30 protein-coding genes are annotated in these 22,092 nt (G+C 59.3%); 8 read left to right on the forward strand and 22 right to left on the reverse strand.

The window, feature by feature from the left end; translation table 11 throughout:
• Position 1: 1 nt before the first annotated feature.
• The 19 genes from CKW22_RS24115 to CKW22_RS24205 form a co-directional block, all read right to left on the reverse strand.
• Positions 2-286 carry a hypothetical protein gene (locus CKW22_RS24115; RefSeq protein WP_095065305.1) on the reverse strand — a complete coding sequence of 95 codons (285 nt, stop codon included), beginning with the start codon at positions 284-286 and terminating at the stop codon, positions 2-4.
• A 43-nt stretch (positions 287-329) separates the two neighbouring features.
• The gene (locus tag CKW22_RS24120) at positions 330-932 is read right to left on the reverse strand and encodes a phage baseplate assembly protein V (RefSeq protein WP_095065307.1); all 603 of its coding nucleotides are present in this window, start codon (positions 930-932) and stop codon (positions 330-332) included.
• Complete coding sequence (locus tag CKW22_RS24125; protein WP_095065309.1) at positions 929-1,459, reverse strand: hypothetical protein; 531 nt, start codon at positions 1,457-1,459, stop codon at positions 929-931. The genes CKW22_RS24120 and CKW22_RS24125 overlap by 4 nt, the downstream gene beginning before the upstream one ends.
• Positions 1,452-2,120, reverse strand: coding sequence for a hypothetical protein (locus CKW22_RS24130; protein ID WP_095065311.1), 669 nt, complete (start codon positions 2,118-2,120; stop codon positions 1,452-1,454). Before CKW22_RS24130 ends, CKW22_RS24125 begins: the two co-directional genes overlap by 8 nt.
• Entirely contained in the window at positions 2,117-2,440 is a 324-nt protein-coding gene (locus CKW22_RS24135; RefSeq protein WP_095065312.1) for a hypothetical protein, read from the reverse strand. Before CKW22_RS24135 ends, CKW22_RS24130 begins: the two co-directional genes overlap by 4 nt.
• Positions 2,441-2,442: 2 nt before the next feature.
• Positions 2,443-2,625 (reverse strand): hypothetical protein, encoded by a 183-nt coding sequence (locus CKW22_RS24140; RefSeq protein ID WP_095065314.1) that lies wholly within the window; start codon positions 2,623-2,625, stop codon positions 2,443-2,445.
• 1 nt (position 2,626) lies between these two features.
• Positions 2,627-3,655 (reverse strand): major capsid protein, encoded by a 1,029-nt coding sequence (locus CKW22_RS24145; protein ID WP_095065316.1) that lies wholly within the window; start codon positions 3,653-3,655, stop codon positions 2,627-2,629.
• Between the two features lie 11 nt (positions 3,656-3,666).
• Positions 3,667-4,017 carry a head decoration protein gene (locus CKW22_RS24150; RefSeq protein WP_095065318.1) on the reverse strand — a complete coding sequence of 117 codons (351 nt, stop codon included), beginning with the start codon at positions 4,015-4,017 and terminating at the stop codon, positions 3,667-3,669.
• 13 nt (positions 4,018-4,030) lie between these two features.
• Positions 4,031-5,251, reverse strand: a complete 1,221-nt coding sequence (locus tag CKW22_RS24155; protein ID WP_095065320.1) for a S49 family peptidase — start codon at positions 5,249-5,251, stop codon at positions 4,031-4,033.
• A gap of 2 nt (positions 5,252-5,253) precedes the next feature.
• Complete coding sequence (locus tag CKW22_RS24160) at positions 5,254-6,861, reverse strand: phage portal protein (RefSeq protein WP_095065322.1); 1,608 nt, start codon at positions 6,859-6,861, stop codon at positions 5,254-5,256.
• 2 nt (positions 6,862-6,863) lie between these two features.
• The gene (locus CKW22_RS24165) at positions 6,864-7,079 is read right to left on the reverse strand and encodes a hypothetical protein (RefSeq protein ID WP_085625556.1); all 216 of its coding nucleotides are present in this window, start codon (positions 7,077-7,079) and stop codon (positions 6,864-6,866) included.
• A 12-nt stretch (positions 7,080-7,091) separates the two neighbouring features.
• Positions 7,092-8,978 (reverse strand): phage terminase large subunit family protein, encoded by a 1,887-nt coding sequence (locus tag CKW22_RS24170; RefSeq protein WP_177447962.1) that lies wholly within the window; start codon positions 8,976-8,978, stop codon positions 7,092-7,094.
• 43 nt (positions 8,979-9,021) lie between these two features.
• Positions 9,022-9,543, reverse strand: coding sequence for a terminase small subunit (locus tag CKW22_RS24175; protein ID WP_095065325.1), 522 nt, complete (start codon positions 9,541-9,543; stop codon positions 9,022-9,024).
• A gap of 142 nt (positions 9,544-9,685) precedes the next feature.
• Complete coding sequence (locus tag CKW22_RS24180) at positions 9,686-10,033, reverse strand: phage holin family protein (protein ID WP_095065327.1); 348 nt, start codon at positions 10,031-10,033, stop codon at positions 9,686-9,688.
• A gap of 203 nt (positions 10,034-10,236) precedes the next feature.
• Positions 10,237-10,788 carry a hypothetical protein gene (locus tag CKW22_RS24185; RefSeq protein WP_095065329.1) on the reverse strand — a complete coding sequence of 184 codons (552 nt, stop codon included), beginning with the start codon at positions 10,786-10,788 and terminating at the stop codon, positions 10,237-10,239.
• A gap of 324 nt (positions 10,789-11,112) precedes the next feature.
• Positions 11,113-13,872, reverse strand: coding sequence for a bifunctional DNA primase/polymerase (locus CKW22_RS24190; RefSeq protein ID WP_095065331.1), 2,760 nt, complete (start codon positions 13,870-13,872; stop codon positions 11,113-11,115).
• Entirely contained in the window at positions 13,869-14,072 is a 204-nt protein-coding gene (locus CKW22_RS24195; RefSeq protein WP_095065333.1) for a TraR/DksA C4-type zinc finger protein, read from the reverse strand. Before CKW22_RS24195 ends, CKW22_RS24190 begins: the two co-directional genes overlap by 4 nt.
• Positions 14,065-14,553, reverse strand: a complete 489-nt coding sequence (locus CKW22_RS24200; RefSeq protein ID WP_095065335.1) for a phage regulatory CII family protein — start codon at positions 14,551-14,553, stop codon at positions 14,065-14,067. The genes CKW22_RS24195 and CKW22_RS24200 overlap by 8 nt, the downstream gene beginning before the upstream one ends.
• A 129-nt stretch (positions 14,554-14,682) precedes the next feature.
• Complete coding sequence (locus CKW22_RS24205) at positions 14,683-14,907, reverse strand: YdaS family helix-turn-helix protein (protein ID WP_095065337.1); 225 nt, start codon at positions 14,905-14,907, stop codon at positions 14,683-14,685.
• 97 nt (positions 14,908-15,004) lie between these two features.
• Here CKW22_RS24205 and CKW22_RS24210 point away from each other — a divergent pair, with 97 nt between their 5' ends.
• The 7 genes from CKW22_RS24210 (at position 15,005) to CKW22_RS24235 (ending at position 17,987) form a co-directional block, all read left to right on the forward strand.
• Positions 15,005-15,709, forward strand: coding sequence for a LexA family transcriptional regulator (locus tag CKW22_RS24210; protein ID WP_095065338.1), 705 nt, complete (start codon positions 15,005-15,007; stop codon positions 15,707-15,709).
• 135 nt (positions 15,710-15,844) lie between these two features.
• Complete coding sequence (locus CKW22_RS27505; RefSeq protein ID WP_160015255.1) at positions 15,845-16,015, forward strand: hypothetical protein; 171 nt, start codon at positions 15,845-15,847, stop codon at positions 16,013-16,015.
• Entirely contained in the window at positions 16,012-16,521 is a 510-nt protein-coding gene (locus CKW22_RS24215) for a hypothetical protein (RefSeq protein WP_095065340.1), read from the forward strand. Before CKW22_RS27505 ends, CKW22_RS24215 begins: the two co-directional genes overlap by 4 nt.
• A complete protein-coding gene (locus CKW22_RS24220) occupies positions 16,518-16,766 on the forward strand; it encodes a pyocin activator PrtN family protein (RefSeq protein ID WP_012270872.1) in 249 nt (82 codons plus the stop codon). The genes CKW22_RS24215 and CKW22_RS24220 overlap by 4 nt, the downstream gene beginning before the upstream one ends.
• A gap of 83 nt (positions 16,767-16,849) precedes the next feature.
• Positions 16,850-17,347, forward strand: coding sequence for a hypothetical protein (locus tag CKW22_RS24225; protein ID WP_095065342.1), 498 nt, complete (start codon positions 16,850-16,852; stop codon positions 17,345-17,347).
• Complete coding sequence (locus tag CKW22_RS28005) at positions 17,344-17,727, forward strand: hypothetical protein (protein ID WP_256577334.1); 384 nt, start codon at positions 17,344-17,346, stop codon at positions 17,725-17,727. Before CKW22_RS24225 ends, CKW22_RS28005 begins: the two co-directional genes overlap by 4 nt.
• Positions 17,724-17,987: a pyocin activator PrtN family protein gene (locus tag CKW22_RS24235; protein WP_013971747.1), complete on the forward strand. Its 264-nt coding sequence runs from the start codon at positions 17,724-17,726 to the stop codon at positions 17,985-17,987. Before CKW22_RS28005 ends, CKW22_RS24235 begins: the two co-directional genes overlap by 4 nt.
• Before the next feature lie 285 nt (positions 17,988-18,272).
• Here CKW22_RS24235 and CKW22_RS24240 read toward each other — a convergent pair whose 3' ends face one another.
• The 3 genes from CKW22_RS24240 to CKW22_RS24250 all read right to left on the reverse strand — a co-directional run bounded on the left by CKW22_RS24240 (position 18,273) and on the right by CKW22_RS24250 (position 20,953).
• On the reverse strand, positions 18,273-18,683 hold the full coding sequence (locus CKW22_RS24240; protein WP_095065344.1) for a hypothetical protein: 411 nt from the start codon (positions 18,681-18,683) through the stop codon (positions 18,273-18,275).
• Between the two features lie 74 nt (positions 18,684-18,757).
• A complete protein-coding gene (locus CKW22_RS27410) occupies positions 18,758-19,468 on the reverse strand; it encodes a hypothetical protein (RefSeq protein WP_143500801.1) in 711 nt (236 codons plus the stop codon).
• A gap of 363 nt (positions 19,469-19,831) precedes the next feature.
• Complete coding sequence (locus CKW22_RS24250; protein ID WP_095065354.1) at positions 19,832-20,953, reverse strand: site-specific integrase; 1,122 nt, start codon at positions 20,951-20,953, stop codon at positions 19,832-19,834.
• A gap of 101 nt (positions 20,954-21,054) precedes the next feature.
• Between CKW22_RS24250 and dusA the strand changes: the two genes are divergently transcribed.
• Entirely contained in the window at positions 21,055-22,065 is a 1,011-nt protein-coding gene (gene dusA / locus CKW22_RS24255; protein WP_095065348.1) for a tRNA dihydrouridine(20/20a) synthase DusA, read from the forward strand.
• The last annotated feature ends 27 nt before the right edge of the window (positions 22,066-22,092 follow it).

The raw sequence follows: 22,092 nt of genomic DNA on the forward strand, positions 1-22,092 counted from the left end.
CTTAGCCGTCCAGCTGCTGCAGGTCGGCATGGGCGCGCAGGAACACCAGCGCCTCGGCGTCGTCGGCCTGGAGGGTCACGCGGCCGGTCTGCACCTTGAACTCTCGCAGGTCGTTACCGGCCTGCAGGAACAGCGAGCGCGAGGTATAGGCGCTGTCGGTGAAGGTCACGCCAGGCGGCTCAGCGGCAGCAACAGCGGTGTCGGCGCCGTCAGGCGCACCAGGTACAACTGCGGATTCGTCCGCCACCGCTGCCGCGTCGGTCGCGGCGGTTTTCTTGACTGCCATAAGTTGATGCTCCAGAAAAGACAAAGCCCGCGAGAGCGGGCTGTCAGTGTTTGTGGTTCGCCGTGTTGCCGGCGGTGTCGATGATTTTCCCGAGGCCGAGAATGTCGAGCGTTACTAGTAACGCGCCGTCGATCTTCACGTTGCCGAGCAGCAGAATCTCAGGCGCTATAGCCGTGTACGTCTCGGCCTCGGCGGTGATCGCCTTTGACTTGGCGCTGATCGCGTCGTCGGTGATCGTCGCCTTGCTGCTACCGACCTCGATGTTGACCGTGCCAGTGGGCAGCTTGATGGTGTAGCTATTGGCCGCCCAGTCGTAGACCAGGGAGCCGCCATCGTCGAAACGCCATACCTCGACATGGTCGCGGTTGTCCGGCTGGGCGCCGGCATTGCCATACAGCCCTGGAACGAACGTCCCTTGCGCAGGCTCGCCGCTAGGGCTCACCAGCACGCCCTGCTCGCCCATGCTCGGCGCACGCCAGTGGCGAGCCTTGCCGGCGGCCAGGGCATGCCAGCGCACCCAGGCGCTCGTCCAATCGCCACCATCGGAAACCCGAACCTTGCCGGCGACCAGGTCCACCCCGACCACGTAACAGGGGATCACCAGGCCGGCCAGCATACGGTCGAGCTGCGCGAGCGGGTAACTCATGCCAGCTGCTCCGGCGCCTGATACTGATCCTCGTTGCCTGGGCCGCTATCTGGATCGAAGGCGAACACCAGCGGGCCGGACTCTCGGGGCCACGGCCACTCCTCCTCCCCGAGGTAAATCACCTGGGTCCACTCGACCACCCAAACTGCGTAGCTATCTAACTCGGGCCGGCTCCAGTCCCGCTCTGCCCGGACGAACTGAGCAAACTCAACTGCCAAGCCCCAGGACTGCATGCGCAACAACACGGCCAGCTGAGCCGCGACAAACGCGGCCACATGAAGGCAGTTTTCTTCTTCGGCCCCCACGATCACGCGTGCCTCAAAACGGGCATCAACTGCTGTCTCACCTGTACCAGGATCCTTGTCCGCGTCTTCAAACCCGGCCAACTCCAACACAACAGCAGGCACCGGAACGACGTCAATTCCAGCAGGCATGGTTCCTACATAGGCGAGGCCAGGTATTGCATCCCCGATGTGCTGCTCAATCGCAGCGTATATCTGGGAAAGCGGAATCGGCTCATCAGCCATTGCCAGTCCTCCGCAAGAATTTTTGCAGTTCGAAGTTCAACTCTTGCTTCATGACCACGAGCAACCGCTCGTGGGCACGATTGGTCCAGGTCTCGAAATGAGGCCGAACGTCTTCAAGCGAGATTTTTGCTTTGGCAAGAGGGAAGCGGCCGATACTGTTGGATTCGGCAATCCAACCCGTGCGCCCCTTTCGCCGCGTTTCAATCATGCTGTCGGGGTAGTCTTCATCCGTGAAATGCTTGCTGCCGGCACGGATCCAGATATCAGCCTGGTCACCATAAACTCGTCGGTAGAAGGCCCCTTTGTAATGCCGCCCCGCTACCGATACACCTGAGCGTGTTTGCCGAGCCCGACCAGCACGACTGGCCTCAATTGGTTTGATCCCGAACCAGAGCTTGCCCTGACCGTTGCTGCCCATGGGGTAAGCCATCAAGCGCTTTCGCACGGCAGATATAGCAATGCGCTCCTGAACACCTACCTCGCGGGCAATCTTGCCTCTCAGCCAGCGAAGTGTCTTATTGATGGCTCGCCGCTGTGCTGCAGCGATTGCTTTCGGTACCACTTGAGCGAACTGCTCAAATCCTTTGACGTCTTGAGGTCTTGCCTGCAGCGTGATCAAGCCGCTGCTTGCCGACCCCTTGTGGTAGCTGCCAACACTCATGCACGCACCTCCCGCAGTGTCAGGTTGATCCAACCGGTCCCGTCAGGCTTCCTGCCCGCTATAACGTATCGTCCACCACCATCCTCGGGCGCGAGCTTGATCACCAGGTGCATCCCTTCCTTGATTCCATTCGCATGGGCGATGCGAACCGCAAACACAGGCTCGCGGACCCCTGTGTTGATCTGGCCAAGCTTGGGCTGGAGCCAGGGCGCCGAAAAGAACCCAGGTACCGGATCGACTACCCCTTCGATCTCAGCCTCATCACCCAGGGCATCCAGCAGCGCCCTGTCCATGAACGCCACCTGATCACGGAAGTCCACGATCAGTCACCGTCGTCTTGTTCGTCCTTGCTTGGCAGCTTGCCGCGAGGAGCAATCTTCCCCTCTTCGATAAGCAGCTCCAGCACCTCCTTGTTGGAAGTCATAAAGACCTCGCCCTTTTTGAAGACCTTGGCGCCGTCCTGAATGCAGCCATCCACCACCACGTATTCGATCTTGGTAGCCATGTCACACCACCTTGGCGTAGAGGAAAGCGTTCGGCTCCAGCAGGCCAGGCAACGGGGCAGCTTGAACCTTCAGCCAGCGCTGGCTCGGCTCTTGGGTAACCCAGCTCTTGGGGAAGCGCGCCGCTTCGACCAGGCCACTTTCGATGGCTTCCAGGTCCTGAATCGCCGCATACAGCATCGCGTTACGGGTCGCGGTGGAGCCCAGGATCAAGCCGCCCGCTGGGATCAGTGGCTTTTCACCATCCTCATCGTCCAGATACCACTCGTCATAAGCGTAAAGGTCCACACCTGGATCATTGAGGTAGCCGAGGTAAGTCACGCCGTCAGGGAGCTCTTCCGGTTTGATCAGGCCCAGGTCAACACGGCGGGTGTTCAACTGCTTGAGCACCGCTTCGTTGCTCTGGAAGGCATCCTGTGCCTCAGCGCTAAGCACCGCGACGTTGGCCGAACGGCCCGAGTCCTTGGCGATCAGGCGACGCCACTGACGCATGTTGGCGATGGGATCGGACCCGGCGGTGTTCCAACGGCCAGTGGCCAAAGCGATCTTGTGGGTGTCCTCCATCAGGAAATCAATGGTGTCATCAACCCCATCGCCAATCACCCGGATTCGCCCGGTAGTCAAGGCCTGGGAGCACATCCACTCCTCGCGGCGAATGATCTCGCCCTCAAGCTCCACCAGGTCACGGCCAAGCCGCTCGCCTGCTCGTTCAAGTGCGGTGCGCGTAGAGAACGGGGTCTCACCTGCCCCGCGTTTCAGGATCTGCTCTGCCCTGGTGACACGCTTGGGCTGAATGTACGGCGGCTGGTAGGTGGACGAGGCGAAGCCGGTACGCTGCGACACACTGCCAGGGAGGGTTGGGTGAACAAAGGGCGCCATCTTGCGCTGCCCCTTCACGATGTCGATGGTCACCGTCTCAGTGGGGAAGGTTTCAGGGGCACCGGCGTTGAAGAAGGTGTTCATGAGGAAGCGGCGTGGCGTTGCCAACTGCTCGACGGCTTCCAGCATGGTCAGGGTGTCAAAGATGTTCATGGATGCTCCAATTAACGGACGAAGAGGCAGAGAGGACGCAGGGCCGCTTTTGCAGCTGCCAGGGTCAACCCAGCGCCGAGGGTGAGTTGGCTGCCCAACACCTGACCGGTCAGGCGGATCGGCGCACTGTGAGCGCCATCGGTGGTGTCAACATCGCGGTCGAGGATCACCTTGGGCACCTGCGAGCCGTCCTCAGCGTCGGCTTTGCACAGCAGATATTCACCAGAAGCCGTGACCTGCCCGAGCACTGCACCGCGGAGCAGTTGCTGGCCGGCGGCGATGACGCCGGAGTCCATCACGATGGGGAAGTCACCCGCTTCGATCTGAGAGGGCGTGAAGGTATGGGTACGTGGGTTTTCCATGAGGGGCTCCTACTTAACGACGCGAGGCGCCAGAGACGATTGCGCTGACGGCGGCCTTGCGCTCGCCAGCCTGGCCACCTTCCGGCGGAGTGCTGCCGGTGACGCCTTGCGCATCACCCTTGATGCCCGCGAGCGAGATGCCGCGATCCTGCGAGGCTTTGAGCAGCACCAGCGCAGTGGCCTCAACCGAGCTGCCATCATCGATCGCCGCGTCGATTTCCTTCTCGAAGCCCTTGACCGCCAGGGTATTGATACCCTTGATGCGCTCACGCTCGGCGGTGGCCGCCTCGGTGCGAATCGCGGCGGTATCAGGCTGATCGGCCTGGGCAATCTCGATAGTGTTGGGATCAGTGCCAGCTGCAATAGCGGTGCGCAGTTCTGCCGTGGTCTTGACGGTGGTCATGGTGTTTGTCCTTGGGAAGGTAGTGGCCGGCTTGGCCAGTTCAGTGATCAGAGATTCCAGCGAGCCCACGCGATGGGCCAGGCCGTGCTTGACGGCGTCAGCTCCTACGCGAATGCCGCCGTTGTCGCCCATTGCGGGCACCTTCTCGGCTGCCACGCCGAGGTTGCGGGCAACCTTGCCCTCGAAGACTTCGGCCATTGCGTCGATGGTCTCCCCCATCTTGGCGCGGCCTTCCTCGGTTCCGAGATCGGGTCGCTTGTTCGGGGCGTTGCGACTGACGATCTGGTAGCGGGTGCGACCGGTCTTCTTTTCGTCCTCGATCACAGCCTCGACAACGACACCGATGCTGCCTGCCAGGCTGGCCTCATCGATGACGATCTCGCTGGCAGCTGAGGCGATCCAGTAAGCGGCGCTGGCTCCAATCCCACCGATGTAGGCAACAATCCGTTTCCGATCCCGGCCGGCATAGATCATCTCGGCCAGTTCATTGATGCCCGAGGCCACACCACCTGGACTGTCGATGTTGAGCACGATGGACTTGACCTTGGGGTCGTCCAGGGCACGCTGGATGTCGGTCGCCAGGATCTGGGTGCTGGTGGCACCACTGATCTCGGTGAACAGGTTGGCGTACCGGAAGATCGGGCCGGTGATTGGCACCACCGCCACACTGCCGCGCATAGTGATGCGCCGGGTTTCATCCAGCCGCTCGCCGCGCTTGGTCGCCAGTGCCACCGGATCGCCCATGCGGTCGGAGATGGTCAGCAGGTTGTCCAAGGCGTCGGGCATCATCAGCCAGGGCTGCGAGGCAGCCAGCTCAAGTGCTCGAGGCATGCTTATTCCTCTTTGGGGTTGGATTCAGGCGCAGACTCAAGCCCGCTCTTTGGCAGGGCCTGCATGTTGTGCTCGCGCCGGTAGGTAACCTCGCGGGTGCGCTGACGGATAACCTGCTGCCAGGGCTCGCCGGTCATGGCCGCCGTTTCCAGCGTCTCGTTGCTGACGCCGATCTCGATGCGCTTGCCAGCTGCGTTAGCTTCCTTGAGCTCATCGATCGCGCCACGGGCCGGGCCAATCCAGATTGCCTGGCAATAGGCCTTGCGCTTGGCTGGGTCGTTGTAACCCGGCAGATCGACCAGGCCCCGAGCAACTGCCTCGTCGATAACCAGCTCGCGGCTCGGCTGGCAGAAGTCACAGGCCAGCCACCAGCGGCGCAGGCTGTAGAAGCGCCAGGCCTGGAGCATTGCTGCTCGGGCGGCGCTGTAACTGCTGCTGTAATGCAACAGCAGCTCTTCCAGAGGCAGCTCCAGCGCAGCGCCGATTTCCTTCACCACTGCGGTGAAGAACGGATCGAACTGGGCGTTGGGACGGCTAGGGTTGGCCACCACCGGTTCCTCACCCACGCCCAAGTCAACGATGGCGCCTTCGCCCAGCGCGATGGCACCGTCGGACGTGTCATCACCGCCAGGCTTCTCCTCCGTCAACGCAGACATGGGCAGGTTATTGGCGTTGAAGCTGTCGCCCTTCTTGATGAACACGGTAAACATCGCCGAGATCACCGCCGCCATCAGCTCGGCGCTGCTGTACCGCTCCAACTTCTGCAGCGGCTCAAGCACCGGGGACAGGTACGGCGCGCCGCGCTTCTGCCCTGGCCGCTCTTTGTCAGCCATGACATGCAGCACCCGGCGGCGGCCGGTTCCAGCACCGAACACCGTCAGCCGCTCCCACTGCAGCGACTTGCCCAGCACATGCTCACCGGGGTAGCCAGTGCATACGTGGTAAGCCACTGGCGCACCCAACCCGTCGAACTCCACGCCCTCTACCAGGTCCGCCCGGTCCATCCCGCCGTTCGGGTTGCCTACGCGGTCCGACTCAATCAACTGCAAGCGGGTGCTGAAGATGCAACCAGGCCGCTCTTGATCGGGGCTGGCAACAAATACGTCACCGGCCACCATCGACGAGACAAGCACCAATGCCTGCAGCTGGTAGTGGTTGAGGGATGCTTCGGCATCGCACTCTCGTGGATCGTCGGCGTACAGGGACCACAGCCGGTCCAGCTGGCTGTTGAGCTGCTCGGCCTCTTCCTCGGTCAGGCCCAAGGCCTCATGATCGACCTGGGCACGGCAGACCAGCCCGGTACCCACGACATTGGTGCGCAACCGGGTAATCGCCGCGCGGGCGATCAAGTGATTGCGCATCGCATCGCGGGAGCGGGCCACCAGCATGCGGCGCTCGCTGTGGTTAAAGTCACGCCGAGGGCTACCCAGGCCGGGGATCCAGCTGGCAACGCTGCGCAACACCCGAGAAGCGCCACGCCAGCGGGTTTCGACGCCACCGCCACCGCCCTGGGCGACGATCTGCTGGCCCTCGACTGATGCTCTGGCCACACGAATAGCTTCGGTCATCAGCTGCTCGGCAGCCGAATCCCGTTTTCGGAACGGCCACATGGTCAGATCCCCACGTAGGAAACGCGGTTACGGCCACGGCCCTGCCGGGCAGCCGTCTCTGCAGCAACTTCGGTGGCGTACTGTTTTTCCAGCAAGCGCAAACTGTTCAGCTCAGCCAGCTGGACCTCTCGATCCTGTCGGCGCAAGCGTTGCCCGTTTTTCAGGACGTTCGAGATCGCCGCCCGGACCTCGTCAAGACGTTGTTGTGCATCTGTCATGGTGAACCTCGGTTAGCTGACGCGGCTCCGAGTGCCTCTGCCGCGCGCAACCGCACGGCGGGGAACCGGCGCCACCGCCTGCTCAGTTGTGAAGAGGGTGGGCTGAAGCAGTTGCTGCTCCAGCTGGTCCCATTCGTGATCACGCAGCAGGTGCGTCTTCAGGCTGCGAGCCGCGTGCAAGGCGTACACCTCACAGTCCAGCGCTTCATTGCGCCGGCCAGCTTTTTTCTGCCAGACCATCTTGCTGGGGTTTCGCGGGTGCGGCGCCAGCACCTCGTTGGTCACCTGCTCGTAGTAGTCCGAGCGGATCTCGCTGTACCAGTGCATACGCCCCGGCCCAGCGCCCTTGAGCTTCATCCGGCCATCGATCAGCGTCTTGGCCTTGTGGGTACCGACGATGAACACGCGGAGGCCGTACTTCGACGCCTTGGTGTTGTCTTGGCTGGTGTCTGCGGACTGGGCTGGCTTGGTGAAGATCTCCCGGTCCCGGCTGTCGATGGACGCGCCCTTGATCGCCATGATGTTGAAGCGCTGGCGATCTCGAACGTAGGTGTACACCGCATCGCTGGTATTACCGTCAGAGCTGTCGATGCTGACTGCCGACACGGCAAGCTGCGCACCGCTGTCGGTAGGTATGGGCGTCGCGATGATCTTGTCCAGTTCAGTCCATACCGGGTCGTGCGGATCGATGGGGTTGCCTGGTAGCTCGCCCCAGTGCAATCGCCAGGACTCTTCGCCCCTCCCCCAACCAACCATGACCAGGGCGAGACGATCACCCTGAACGTCGACGCCGACCGTGACCAACAGCGTGCCCTTCGGGGCAGTCAGCTCGGCATAGGGCTCGGCACGCTTCTCCAGCTCGTCCGTCTTAGGCGCGTCGCTCTTGTACTCGTAGCTTTCGCCCATCGAACTGTTGGTGAAGGCAATCATCGGACCGATATTGCCCTGCCGCGCAGCGTATTCCGCCTGCAGCTTCTTCTCGATCAAGACCTCGAAGCGGGAACCATGGAATTTGGCATACAGTTCGTTGAGGATGTAGCCAGCGATTCCACGAAACTCAGCCGTCGCCTCCCAGCGCCCATGTGCCAGGTTGGCGTTCTTTTGATGGTCATCCCAGATCTCCCCGCAGTGCGGGCACGCGTAGAAAGCAGATTCCGGTCGGCGCTTGCCATAGACCTCATGGAAGTAGTGCTCGTCCTCGTCACAGTGCAGATTATCGAAGCTCAGCGCGTGCGACTCACCGCAACCGTGGCACGGCACCAGACCTACACGCTTGTCAGAGAGCTCAAGCTCAGCGTCGATGGCTGACAGGCCCTTGATGGTAGGTGTGCCACCAATGATGATCTTCGACCGACGGAACGTCTTCAGACGCTCCTTCGCCAGCTTGATGCTGTCCCCCTGCCCCCGCAGGTTCAGGTTGCAGTCATCAGGCTCTTCGATAGCGACCCGTGGTACTGGTGTGGACTTCACGCTGGCCGGGCTGTTGGAGCCCACCATTTTCAGAAAGCCTCCGGGGAACCGCTTGAAGTCCTGGCGCTGCTGCAACTTTCGACTGCGCAGGTCGACCTTCTTCCGCAGCCGCTTGGTCGCCTCGATCATCGGCTCCAGTTTTTCAGCAACATACTGCTTGGCCGCTTCAGCCTTGGGGAACAGGATCAGAATCGGCGAGGGGTCGAGATCGATCCACTTGCCAATGGCGTTACCCAGTACGCCCGACGTCCAAGCCACCTGGGCCGACTTGCGCCCTACGATCTCGAAGACGTTCGGGTCGTCCAGCGCCTCGAGCGGGCCGCCTGGCCAGATCAGATGCGGGGTCATGTCGAAGCGGTACTTACCTGGTGCAGCCGACTCTTCGGGAGCGAGCCAACGAAACCTGTCGGCCCACTCGATGATGGTCATTCTCGGCGGGGGCGCCCACTTGCGGCAGACGCGGCCCATCGCTTTACTCGCCGTCTTCTTCAGAGCCCTCCTCGTCGTCCGACTCGTCAGAATCCCAAGCGAGATCGTCGTCCTCGTCATACGCGGACAACCTCCTCAGTATTGATTCGATGGGATCGCGGATCAGCTGGTCATCGACCTGCATGCCGTACTTGGCCGACAAGGTCGCCGCCAGCTCATCAGGGAAGGTATTGAGCAGTTCGATCTTCGCGGCAGTGATCACCGCTTCAAAGCGCTCAACCATTTCGGCCTCGATCACGACCTCGCCCAGTTCACGGGCCAACGCGATTTCTTCGCGGTCACCGCGCAGCCGATCAAGGCGGTCGCGCGTCGATTCCTTCTTGCCGTTCAAGGCGGCCTGTCGCATCAGCCACTCGATCACCACCTGGGTGTCGTATTGGTTTTCGTTGCCTCGGCCAACGCCAAACTCGATCACTGGCATGCCGTCCTTCTGCCAACGGCTCAGGGTCCGCTCATCACGGCCAATGATCTCGCCCAGTTCGAGCTTGCTGACTGTCTTGCCCATCACTAAGTCCTTGAAAAGACGGACATCCCTGCAGGAATTTCAGCTGCAGGGAAACCGCGAGTCTGCGCACCCGTGTAGGGGGCGGCCCGGGGGGAGGACCCAAAAATCAGCGGGCGCCGCCTGACCCGGCTCTCGGCGGGGGTCACTGACCCGCCTCGCTACCGGCCGGCGGCTCCTGGCTCAGTCCCAGGCGCTTGGCGGCCCAGCGCATGTAGAGGTTGATCGCGACATCGGCACCGGCCATCGCAGCCAGACACCCAACCGCTGCCGCCGCCCATACCGAAACGCCGAGGGCGTACAGCAGCATGTTGGTCGAAAGCCCGCAGGTCACACAGGCACCAGAGCGCAACGCCAGCCGGCGAATCAGCCCCCAGCCGCGAGCGCCCGCCATGTCCGCCCGCCACATCTCTCCCGAAACACCGCCGACCAGGGACAGCACGATCACCATCCAGATCGGCAGTTCGGCTAACGTTTGTTGCTCGCTGTTCATGTAAGCCTCATTGGCAAAGCACGGCGCCGGAAATAGAAAACCCCGCCAAATGGCAGGGTTCTCAATGCGCCGAAAGGTCGGAGCGGGTTGCACAGCACAGTGCTTGTGGGGAAGCGCCTAAGCGCACTTTTGATATCGTGGTGACTTTTTACAGGTCACCGGAAAAACCGAAAAGGGGCAATTTACGGTTCTCCGCTTCGGCGCTACTTCGGCGCAACTTCGGCGCACGCTCGGCGCATAGTGACCCGACGAACGGTCTGCTGCCTAACCCGGCCAGCACGAGCAGCCAGGATGGCAAACACCTGCAGGTGCAGGGCCTTTACCCAGTTTCGGTAGGTGCGGTCAGCATCTTCAGCCAGCCCGACTTCGCGCATCTGTATCCGCACCGTTGTGCCGAAGAGGTATCGAAGGTGAGCCAACTTGGCCAATGTTGCTCCCCGCGCGTCGCGTCGTTCCAGCTGGGCCACCGCCGCGTCGACCTCAGCCGCTGCGTGGTCAAGACCAGCACCAGAGACCAGAATCCGCGATCCAGAAGTTCCGCCGCGTGGAGCTGAACCCTTCCATTCCATGATGGTGCCCATCTGGCTGCCCAAGCTGGCCTCCAGACCAAGCTGAGAACGCTGCTCCCCCCAATGCTTCATCAGCTCGCCAACCAGGCGGAGGCGCTCGGCCTGATCAATGAGCGCCGCCATATCAATGCGATGGAGCGCGAGGTCCACCTGCTGCTGTAGGCGCAAACCTTGGTCATTTTTCATCGCCGACCTCCAAATCACTACCCAACACGCATAAAGGCAAAGCCAACACAAACCCAACACACTCGAAAGTCAATGAATTCAATGGATTAAGCGAATGTGAGTTGAGTGTGTTGGGTGTGTTGGGTTTATCGAGGTTCGCATAAGGATTTTTCTCACCTTCGGAATCACTGTTAAAAAAAGCGCGCCTGCGCGCGCGCGTGCACAAACCCAACACACCCAACACACATGCCCTCCACGCCACGAAACTCGGGGCTCTAACCTGTGTTGGCTTACCGAAACCAACCCAACACAAACCCAACACACCCAACACACTCGCCGACGGAATCATGCTGCAAGCCTCTTGATGTGGTCCCAGCCGTCCACGTTCCACCCAGCCAGCTTTGCCCGGGCACGCCACTCGACGACGTTCTTGCCCAGCTCGGCCGCCACTGCGGATGGGGGCAGGGAAGGATCGCCGTCACTGGGGAAGAAGAACGCCGCGAACCGTCGGTTGCTGCCGTCTGACCAGGGGATGGCCCTTGTCTTCTCCACCTTCGCACTGAACATCAACGAGAACTTGGTGTGGCTCATGGAGTTCTCCTTGTTGTGGGAACACCATTCCAAGAACATCGCGTAGACGTCCGAGGTCAGGCAGCAGCCCCACAGGCCGTGCCCCAGCTCGCCGGCTCGCCAGAGGTAGAAGAAGGTCTGCCAAGCCGTGCGACTCAGCTCGACTAAACGCTGGCGGGCCTCGGTCTCTGGTGGGCGTGTGCGCTGGGTGAACTCACCCAGCTCGACGTCTAACAACCAGCCATACAGCGCCGCGACGCCACCGCTGGCCAACTCACGGGCAATCGCTTTCTGCCGCTCGGGCGGCAACGTCTCCAGCGGCCACATCACCAACATTCGCCGGTCGCTCTCGCTGATCGGCCAAGGCATGATCTCGTTGCTCAAGAAGACCGAGTTCATGTGGTTGGCTTCTTCCCAGCCGTTGATGAACTTCGACTCCATGCGCACCGTCTTGCCGGTGATCATGTGCTTGATCTTGCCCACCTGGTTGTAGCGCTGGTCGCGACTGACAACCTCTTCGAACACCGCCCACAGCTTCCCGCTCTGCCAGGCGTTGAAGTTGCCTTCGAGCTGGGTTTGACCGACCGTTGCGCCGTACCGGCCGTATAGCTCGCCCATGATGTCCGCGAACAGCAAGCTCTTGCCGGAACCTTCCATCGTGGAGTGGAACAACACGGCGGTATCCATCTTTGCGCCCATGTGCTGCAGCGGGTAAGCCAGCCACTTGACCAGCCAGTCCAGGGCCACCGCGTCGTGGTTGCACAGAAACGAAATCAGCCATCGCAAGTTCTCGCAGGCAGCGTCATCCCGCACCGGCTCCAGCGGCAGGCCCTCGAAGGTGTTGATGTAGACCGCTGGGTCCTTTGTCATCGTCGGGTCGAACACGATGTGGTCGACGTCAACCACCCGACGATTCGGGCTGTTCAGCCAAAGCTGGTACGCATCGCCCAAAGCCATCTTTACGCTGCCTTCGGGCAGGCGCCGCTTCTTCTCCCGGTCCCAGGCTTCCTTGGTACCGTCGATGTACACATAGCGGTCAAGCGGAGCGAGGTTCATCGCCCCGCCCTTCTTGCTCGACATCTTGCGGGCCTGCTCGAGTTCCTTGACCTGCTCGGAGGAGACCAGCTTCTTGTCGGTGCTTTCCATCCACTGCTTGGCAAGAGGTTTGCCGACCAGGGCTTCGAAGCCGGTTCGCTTCATGGACTGCCCCTTGTCCATGTCCCACACATTCGTGGTGCCCTCGACCAGGGCGAACCGGCGCTTGGCGCTTTTCAGGACCAGACCGTCTCCCCCCGGCCCCCCGTCGGCCGAGTAGGAGGCGGGGCTGGGCTCACCTTGGCTGCCCTTGACGACGACAGGCTCATCGGGGTTTGCGCCCACTTCGACCTGTTCGGCCCGCTCGGCGACTGATGGGGTACGGGGAAGCTCTCCCAACGGCGGCGGTGCAGGTGGGCCTGATTTTGCATCGATACCGAGTATCTGCGCGGCAGCTTTTGTCGCGGCCCGCTGATCGCCAGCGTGCACGAGGATGCGGAACACATCGAATGCATCGTTCTTGTGCCCGTTCGCCAACGGGTCGGAACTGTGGTGGGAGAACAGCTTGTCGTCGATGATGCTGACACCTGCCAAACCACTGCTGCTCTGCGGGCAGAGCCACTTGTCACCTCGACGCTCGTAGCCATGGGCCTCAATCAGCGTAGCGATGTCATGGGCCTGATTGAACAGCGGAATCACTTCTGGCAGATCACGCCCGCTGCGCCCCGCAGCAGGGCGAGGCCTTGCAGGTGCTGGTCGCGGCGCCGGCGATGCTTTGGGTAGCCAAGGACAAACAGCCTCAGCCTTGGGCTTGAACTCGTCCCACCCCTGCCAGATAGCGAGCAACTGAGGGGGCAGCTCTGGCAGCCCTTCCACTGATGGCGGTGTACGCCAAGTGTACGGCTGGCCAGTACCAGGGTGGATAGAAGGCGGCAGCACGTCTTGCACCAGGCCGGCACGCAGCTCGAAGACGGGGATCTTCTTGAACGGCTCAGCGGCCATCTTCAACGCAGCCTCCCTGTCAGTGTCCCCAGCATCCCTGGCAGCCTTGACCTGCGCCATGAGCGCTTTGTGTATAGAGCCATCTGGATCCGCCTGGCTTGGCCAGGTCAGAGGGTGCCAGCTTAGATCAACTCCATCGGGTACACGAAACATGATGCGGAAGCGTGCCGGGTTGCCCACCGAGGTCGGGTAGGCATCTGCCAGCGCGTCCAAGTCCATCCCGAGCAACTCGCTCAGTATCTGCCGGGCGCATTGAACTTCATCAACGTCCAGCGAGCAGACACCACTCGGCCCTAGTACTACCCCAAGGTTGTGAATCGGGCGCTTCTTCCAGAATGCTTCAGCATCAGCGGCGGCAGTAAAGTAGCCTCCGGGTTTGTTCCAGCCGTTACCCTTCGGTCCCTTCTCACCTGGCTCGATTGGAACCAGAGCAAGATTGAAGGTTTCAATGTACCGGCGCGCCCAATCAGCTGTGGTAGGAGTTGGGCGCTCGCTCATCTGCGGCGCTCCCGCAGTTGCTGGCAACTGGTGCAAGTTTCGCAACCCGCCACCAGCTGCTGCCTCTTCACCGGGATCGGTTCGTCGCAGTCCTCGCAGAACTGCGCGCTGGGCTTCGTCACCGGGCGAAGACGACGCTGAAGGGACACCTGCAGGTGGTAATCGGCTTGGTCATTGGCAACATCTACCACATCAGCCATGGGAGCTTTCCTCCATGGCTTGGCGGGCACCCGCCATGATGGCCAGCACTTGGCGGATAACATCCATGCCGCGTTGCTCAAGGTCGACCACCTCGACAGGGGTCCAAACATTGTCTGCGGCCCCATCATGCAGGCTGCCAACGAACTCGCTGGATTCCTCAAGAAGTTTTGCGACCGCCTGCAGCGCTGCGTTAGTCGCGGGGACGGGCTCAGGGCGGTACCAAACTGCACCGGCCGGACGCACCAGAGCATCAAGCAGGCGCGGGCTCGCGGTCAGTTGAACGATCTCTTCCAACTCATCGGGCGTGGGCCAGCGGCGCTCCTCGTTGTGGTTAAGTTTCTTCTGAAGCGTATCCACATCCAGCCCCATGTCGAAGGCCAGCCTGGTCATTCCGCCATAATAATCTCGACCTGCGCGATAGAGCGCCTGCCGCAGGGTAAGTACCGGACCAGCGCCCGGCAAAAGATCAATGCGACTCATAACCGTAAAACCTCGATTTACGGTGTAGTCACAGGATCAGGTAAGACCTATCCTACAACCACGACCGATGTACTGTGCTGTGCGTCGTCGTCGCTGGACTGGGGAGGTGAGAGGCCCCGGCCCAGCACCTTAATTTCTGGTGTTTCTCAAATACGCCCAATCGATATCAGGCCGCATGTCTTCACAGCGGATAGCTCCGCCTGTCTCTCGGTCAAGGCTCACAGCCAACCCGGCGCTTGCACGACGGTTTCCGTAAGCCACCTGCTTCAACTGGCCAGCAGACGTCCCGCAGCAGCGGGCAAAGGCTGCCAGCCCTTCCTTGTCCATCGTTTTCAGGTACTCGCTAAGCGTCATAGACACCTCCATGGGTGGCGAGATTAGCAATTGCTAATCAGCAAAACAATAGCATCTTGTAATTTACTGTTTGCTAACGGAAAGCAATCATCACCACATGGATATCAACGAAAGGCGTATCGCCTCCCTCCGCAAGATCATGGGGACCATGAGCCAGAAGGAATTCGCCGAGGCTCATGACCTGGACGCGTCGTACCTGTCACAACTGTTGAACGGCCATCGGAAGCTGGGGGAAAAGGCTGCGCTCAATCTAGAGCTCAAGATCGGGCTTGCTGCAGGGATGCTTACCTCTCCGCCATCGGAGAGCCCCACCCACAAAGCCCCGGACAATGTCGTTCACCTCTCGGCCCGAGCGGCCAAGGACAAGAACTTCATACTGATACCGCACCTGGACATCGCGGCATCAATGGGGCATGGCAAGGCAGCCCCCTATATGCACATTGAAGTGATACGCGACATGACCGTGCACCTCGACTGGTTGAGGATGCAGGGCCTAACGTTCTCGAAGGTCGACAATCTGGCGATTATCTCCGGCAACGGCGACAGCATGACTGGCACGTTTGCGGATGGTGATGCACTGCTGGTCGACCGTGGGATTACAGAGGTCAAAACAGATGCCATCTACGTCTTCACTCTGGACGGCGACCTGTACATAAAGCGCCTCCAGCGGCTCACGGGCGGGCAGCTAAGAATGATTTCGGACAACCCCATTTACCCACCGATAACGATTGATCTGTCCATGATTGATCGGATGCACATTCAGGCCCGGGTCCTGCTCGCCTGGAACGCTAAAAAGCTGTAACCCCCCTCCCCTTTGCAGCTACCGGCCATCAGGCAGGTACTGCCACGCTTAAAATATTTAGCAGTTGCTATTGATGTAAATTTTAGCTTTTGCTAATTTCAGGCCGTGTCACCTCTCACTCAAAGGACACGGACCATGAAATCAGCACAGTACAAAGAGCTAGGCAAAGTCCTGATCCACCCCACCACCTGCAGCAGTCTGCAGAAGGTTTTGGCGTTTCAACGCCGCACGGGGCTACAGATAGTCATCAACCAATTCGGTACCGCACAGGCCATTCCCGCTCAATGCGCAGGGGGTGCTGTATGAGCGATTACACGCTTTCATTGAAACGCGTGATGCTACTGCAGAAGACGCTTGAAGAAGGTGGCTTTACGACCTGCCCGCTGCAACGACCGGAAACTACGACCGATGCAGTGATTCAAGTCGAGAACGACCACGAGGTTCATCGCCTTAGCGTGCGTATCGGGCCATTGCATAGCTCGATCACACTGAAACGGCGGGATTCAGCAAAGTACTTGGCGCTACGGGACTTCCTGCAAGACGTGGCAAATGGCCGAGCTGACTCTGGTACCGAGCCGCAGGCAGCAGCCGCTATGAGGGAAGCACTCGAATCCGTGAATACGGTGCTGGAAACCGACCAGGTCGCATACATCACGCCAACCGCAGATAAAGCCCGTCCATTCCGAGTAATCGTGCTGGATGAACTTGGGGACATTTGCGCCCACACAAAAGGCCACTGCAAAGACAACCTTGTGGAGGCGGTGCGCGCCCAGCTCAGGCCCCGGTACCAGGGGACCGAGGAACGTTCATGAGGGACACGCTAGCCCAACTGCGCAATCAGTGGACAACCCCCTGCCCGACGCTAACCGCCGTGCGGGAGCATTACTTCCCCCACATCAAGACCGATCGCCGGTTCAAGGAGCTCGTCCAGAAGGGCCAGATCCAGCTGAAGCTTAAAAAGCTGCACAACTCGCTGAAGGCGCAGCACGTGATCTACCTACACGACTTGGCCGATTACCTGGACCGCCGCGCCGACGAAGCAAAGCAATCGACATGATCTAGATGGCCCCGGTCCTCAGGGGCAACCGCTCGCCGTCCACCTCTCACCTAACCGACGGCGAGCAATTTGGAGCACACCATATGCAACCCTATCAATACGCACTCAGTGCCGGTATCGCCGTGCTGTTCATCTTGGCAATCCTGCCTTATTTATTTGGAGTAGCCCACTGCCGGGCACATGAAGAAGGCAAGGAAATTGGCTTGGCAGAACGCGACGTCATACATGCCCAGCGACTCAGAACGTTGAACGAAGAACTGGCAGAACTCGCCGTACAACGCGAAGCCGACCAACGCAAACACCTCATAACCGTGGCAAACCTCAAGCTCACCATCAGTGAGCTCGAGGAGCGAATCATGTCCTACACCGACATGCCGGTGACCAGGGCCGATTACGAGCTGCTGACAAAGGTCGAAGCAACACTGCAGCTCGCTCATCGCACCATGAAAGCCTTGAAAGCTGACCAGCAGGCGAAACTGGCTACAGGACAGGCGCTCAGTGTTGATTCGCTCGCCAAGCGCATTCTCGCCCAGCTGCGCAGCACCCCAGCCACGGCATCGACTGCGGAGGCTGCAGCATGACCACCGTTATCCAACAAAGCTGCCTCGTTGATGGCCGCATAACCACGCACAAGCATCTCTGGGAAACAGTGGACCCTTACGACGGTGGTTATCACATCTGCAAGAAGTGCAAACTCGGCTCTCAAGGCGAGCGCCTTGGGACACCTTGCCCCGTATCCGACGCCGAGTATCACGCCGTCGCTTGGCTCGGCCGGGCCGGGCTGTACCGCACTCGGTTTGAGGCCGTACGCAACTTCGAGCAGTCCGTATCGCCGGTTACCGTCGACGAGTTGTTCAACCTTGCCAGCAAGCAGGTGCTCAGCCAGCTCAATGAGGGTCGGCAATCCGCTCGCCCCAGCAGCGCAGAGCCGAATTCGCAGGAACAGGAGGGCCATGCGTGAACACAGCCTTTGTTTTGATGGCGCAGTACAACGGCATGGCGATTATCTCGCTCGACCAGGTATGCGCCGACTACTTCACGCACCTCACGCCGCTCGTATTCCAACGCAAGGTGTTGGCCGGGGAGATCAAGCTGCCTATCACCCGACTTGAACCGAGCCAGAAGAGCGCCCGAGGTATACACATTGCCGATCTAGCCCTCTACCTGGACCAGCAGCGGGATGCTGCACGCAAAGAGTGTGCGCAATTGAATAAGAGGTGACGGGCAGGCTGATACGGAGATCGCATCCCACTTGGTCAGTGTAAGCCGCGCACACGGAACATGCGGATGCATCCGCCCCTCCACCCAGTCGAATACGACTTAACCACCTTGCGTCGATGGCCGCCTACGTTCGGCGGCTATCGATGCACTCCCTAAATGGGCTGGATGGGAACGGCGGAAATTCCCTTACGTGATAGTGACCACTTTTGACTCCAAAGCTGCCCTTGGCGCAGGGTAGCGCATGGCCAGAAGCAGTTGCTCAGCCATCACAAAATTTAGGGGAAATCATTCAACAAATTTTTCATATGCACGTTTTTCACACAAAACGTCCCATGTCTTCTGGGGAATTAATTTGCTTGCCCAACCATAGTAACCCCAAGTTTTTGCGATATCTTTCTGCCAGCACTCATCACACATCAACGAGTGAAAATGAACATTGTCACTTACTATATCTAGATAAATACCGTACAAGCTTTGCGGATTATTACAATAGCATTTGAATTTTTTGTCTCTCTTGCGCTCATGAAGAGGCCCCACGAGTCGCTCGTAGATTTTTGGATGACACTTTTTAAGGCGTTGATTCACTGAGTCAAGGACATCAGTCCTACACTTGTTAATGGCGTTGTCACGTAGATTCAGCAGACTCTGCTCAGAGTCATACCTTCCTTGGTTGATTCGAGAAACAATACCACTCATACATGGCCTCCTTGCGATAAAAAATGTCTTCTAAGGGCGGACTTTTGTCACGACAACGCGATGAGCGTAGACAATTATACTACTTCGACATCTGTGATTTTTCCAACATCAATAACAACCTCGAACTCACCGAACTGCTTGGAAAAATATGCATGCTCTTTGGGGATTTTAGTTTTCAAAATCACTCTACTGCCAAATTCAAACGAAGGCTGGTCCACGTAATGCGTAAAAGCGAAAAGATAGGCTATCTCTTTGCACGTAGTCCATGACTGCCCATAGCTCGATGAGAGGTGCTCGGTGATATCGGTGCCTCTGTATAGAGTAACCTGACTTGGCAGCTCGCCAATATCGTTCGGCTTTAACTCTTTGGTAAGGATTACTTTGGGATGCCAATCAATATTTTCCTGGCACGTAAATAGCTCATGAAGTCCGTTTCGGGCAAACAAGGAAAACGAATATCTCAATGATTCAAGAACAGGTAACGCATCAGTACCCGCAAGATCTTCAGATAATTGGGAGCTATAATTGTTAATTTCTACCTGAGCCGGACTGAACTGAAATGAGTTACCATCAAACAAATATCCGGCTTTATTTTGAGCTCGAATTGAACATATAAAAAAAGAAATCGCAGACTCAAGACGATCTCTATATGGCAATAGAGCATGCTCACTGAGCTTAGAACTAACGGATGCTAGCGAAACGCTCATTTCATTTGATATGAAATCCTGATCTTCTATTGATAGCATGGTAGGCTGCTCTTGGCTTTTAGATCTTTTGATCGGCATCTCATTGTCGGCCTTTGCCGTTCACTAGCGTAAACACAACTTTCGGTCGTCCTGAAAGGTTTTACACTATTTCTGCAAAAACCAAAATCCCTCTTACGACAGTGGATACACCGATCGGCAGCTATTTATAAATTTCTGCTCATCACAAAGGTGGTCTTGGCCGTTCGCTGCTCTCCGTAAAGGCAGCTTTTGCTCAAAAGCAGCCACTCTCGCCAGTCGGATCTACTCAAGCCGGTGTTACGCGCAAGGTAGATCTTGGCCGCTTCTTGCCGATCAAACCACCCATTGAACTAATCAGGCCCAAGCAACCGACTCGTCAAGAAGGGGGCAGGTGACGGTCAATTCTGTGCATATCCCAGCAAACTACTCAACTCGGGCGCCTAGGGTGACCGAAGCCTGGATGATCCGCTCTAACCAACCCCATTCTATATATCGATCGCCACGCCCCCTCAGATGGGTATAACGCCGCAGCGAGTTCCAGTCACGATGACCGGAAACACTCGATACGCGAGGGATGTCCCAATCCATTTCGAACAACCGGCTCACACCTTCGTGGCGCAGATCGTGAAAATGCAAGTCCTCCAGGCCAACCATCTTGCATGCCCTGGACCAGGCCGTACCGATTGAGTCGGTGTTGTAAGGGAAAATCTCAGCGCACTGACGCGGCATGCTTTGCACAATCGCCCACGCCTCATCCGGCAGATGGCACCACACATCGTTGCCGATCTTCTGGCCAGGGTTCTTCATGTCCCGCACTTTCACCGCCTGGCGGTGCTCATCCAGATCCTCCCACATGATGCGAGCGATTTCGTCCATACGGCGCGTAGAAAAGATGGCAAACGCCACGACCTTCGGCATGTGAATGACTGTCGGACGCCGTGCGAGCATCTCAAAAAAATGCTCAAGCACCCTGTCGAGTTCTTCGAGCGTTGGCCGCCGATCCCGCTCCCGGCTTTTCATGTTGTAGCCGAGGCGCTTCAGGACAAGGCGTGCGTCGGGCATGGCTTGGGGGTTGATTTCGTACTCCCACGCTGCCCTAGCGAGTGACAACACTGAACCCAGGTGAGCCAGATCATTGCCGGCTGTCTGTGGTTTGATGCCACCGCCTGCGGGGCTCATACGCCATAGGGCATAGTCCACCAGCACCTGCTGGCTGATGTCGGAGTCGACCATCTCACCCAGGTAGCTGTTCTTGATGGCGTTCAACGTGCGTCGCTTGGTCTCGCCCAGAGGCCGGGCTTTCTCTGCCTCGACCAGGTAACGGTCGATCATATGTTTGACAGTGTGCCCTACCCGGTTGGCGCGCTCGATAGCACCAGGCTCAGACAGCTCGGTTTCCCGTCGCTTCGCCCAGGCCACTGCAGCCTGTTTGCGGGCGAACGTTTGGCTCTCTTGGTAGACTGTCACCTTGTCGCGATTAATGCGGATCTGGACGAGGTAGCTGCTGCTGCCATCGGCCTTTTTACGCGTTCTGATCGTTGCCATCTGAGATTGGTACACGTCGTCTGTCGGTTGGTACATTGTACCAAGCGCTTGGTAAAAACGCCCCAAAACCCCGAAAATTGGTACAAAACACGTTGAACGAAATGACCGCAAAATCAGGCTACAAGCCAGAAACCACGCGCTCTGAGCCGTCACGCCGCTTCAGCGTTGCACCTATGATGGACTGGACAGACCGCCACTGCCGCTTCTTCCTGCGCCTGCTCTCCAAGCACACCCTGCTCTACACCGAAATGGTCACCACCGGCGCCCTGCTGCACAACGACGCCCACCGTTTCCTGCGTCACGACGCGTCCGAGCACCCGCTGGCCCTGCAACTGGGTGGCAGCGTGCCGGCTGACCTGGCGGCCTGCGCGCGCTTGGCCGAAGAGGCCGGTTACGACGAGGTCAACCTCAACGTCGGCTGCCCGAGCGACCGGGTGCAGAACAACATGATCGGCGCCTGCCTGATGGCCCACCCGGCGCTGGTGGCCGATTGCGTGAAGGCCATGCGGGATGCGGTTTCGACGCCGGTGACGGTGAAGCACCGCATTGGCATCAATGGCCGTGACAGCTATGCCGAGCTGTGCGACTTCGTCGGCCAGGTGCGTGAGGCCGGGTGCCGGAGTTTTACCGTGCATGCGCGGATCGCGATTCTTGAGGGGCTGTCGCCCAAGGAGAACCGTGAGGTGCCGCCGTTGCGCTATGACGTGGCGGCACAGTTGAAGGCGGACTTCCCGGACTTGGAGTTTGTGCTCAACGGGGGGATCAAGACCTTGGCGCAATGCCAGGCGCACCTTGAAACGTTCGACGGGGTGATGCTGGGGCGTGAGGCGTACCACAACCCTTACTTGCTGGCCGATGTCGACCAGCAACTGTTTGGCAGCGAGGCGCCGGTGGTCAGCCGCAGCGAGGCGTTGGCGCTGCTGCGGCCTTATATCGTGGCGCATATGGAAAGTGGCGGGGCAATGCACCACATCACCCGGCATATTCTGGGGCTGGCCCAGGGGTTCAAGGGCGCTCGGCGGTTCCGGCAGTTGCTGTCGGCGGATATTCACAAGGCGGCCGAGCCGTTGGCGGTGTTTGATCAAGCGGCGGAACTGATGGAGGGGCGTTGAAAAGGCGCACGCGTTCCCAGGGCACTT

The sequence above is a fragment of the Pseudomonas sp. Irchel s3f19 genome (assembly GCF_900187555.1).
In the GTDB taxonomy this organism is placed as follows: Bacteria; Pseudomonadota; Gammaproteobacteria; order Pseudomonadales; family Pseudomonadaceae; genus Aquipseudomonas; species Aquipseudomonas capeferrum.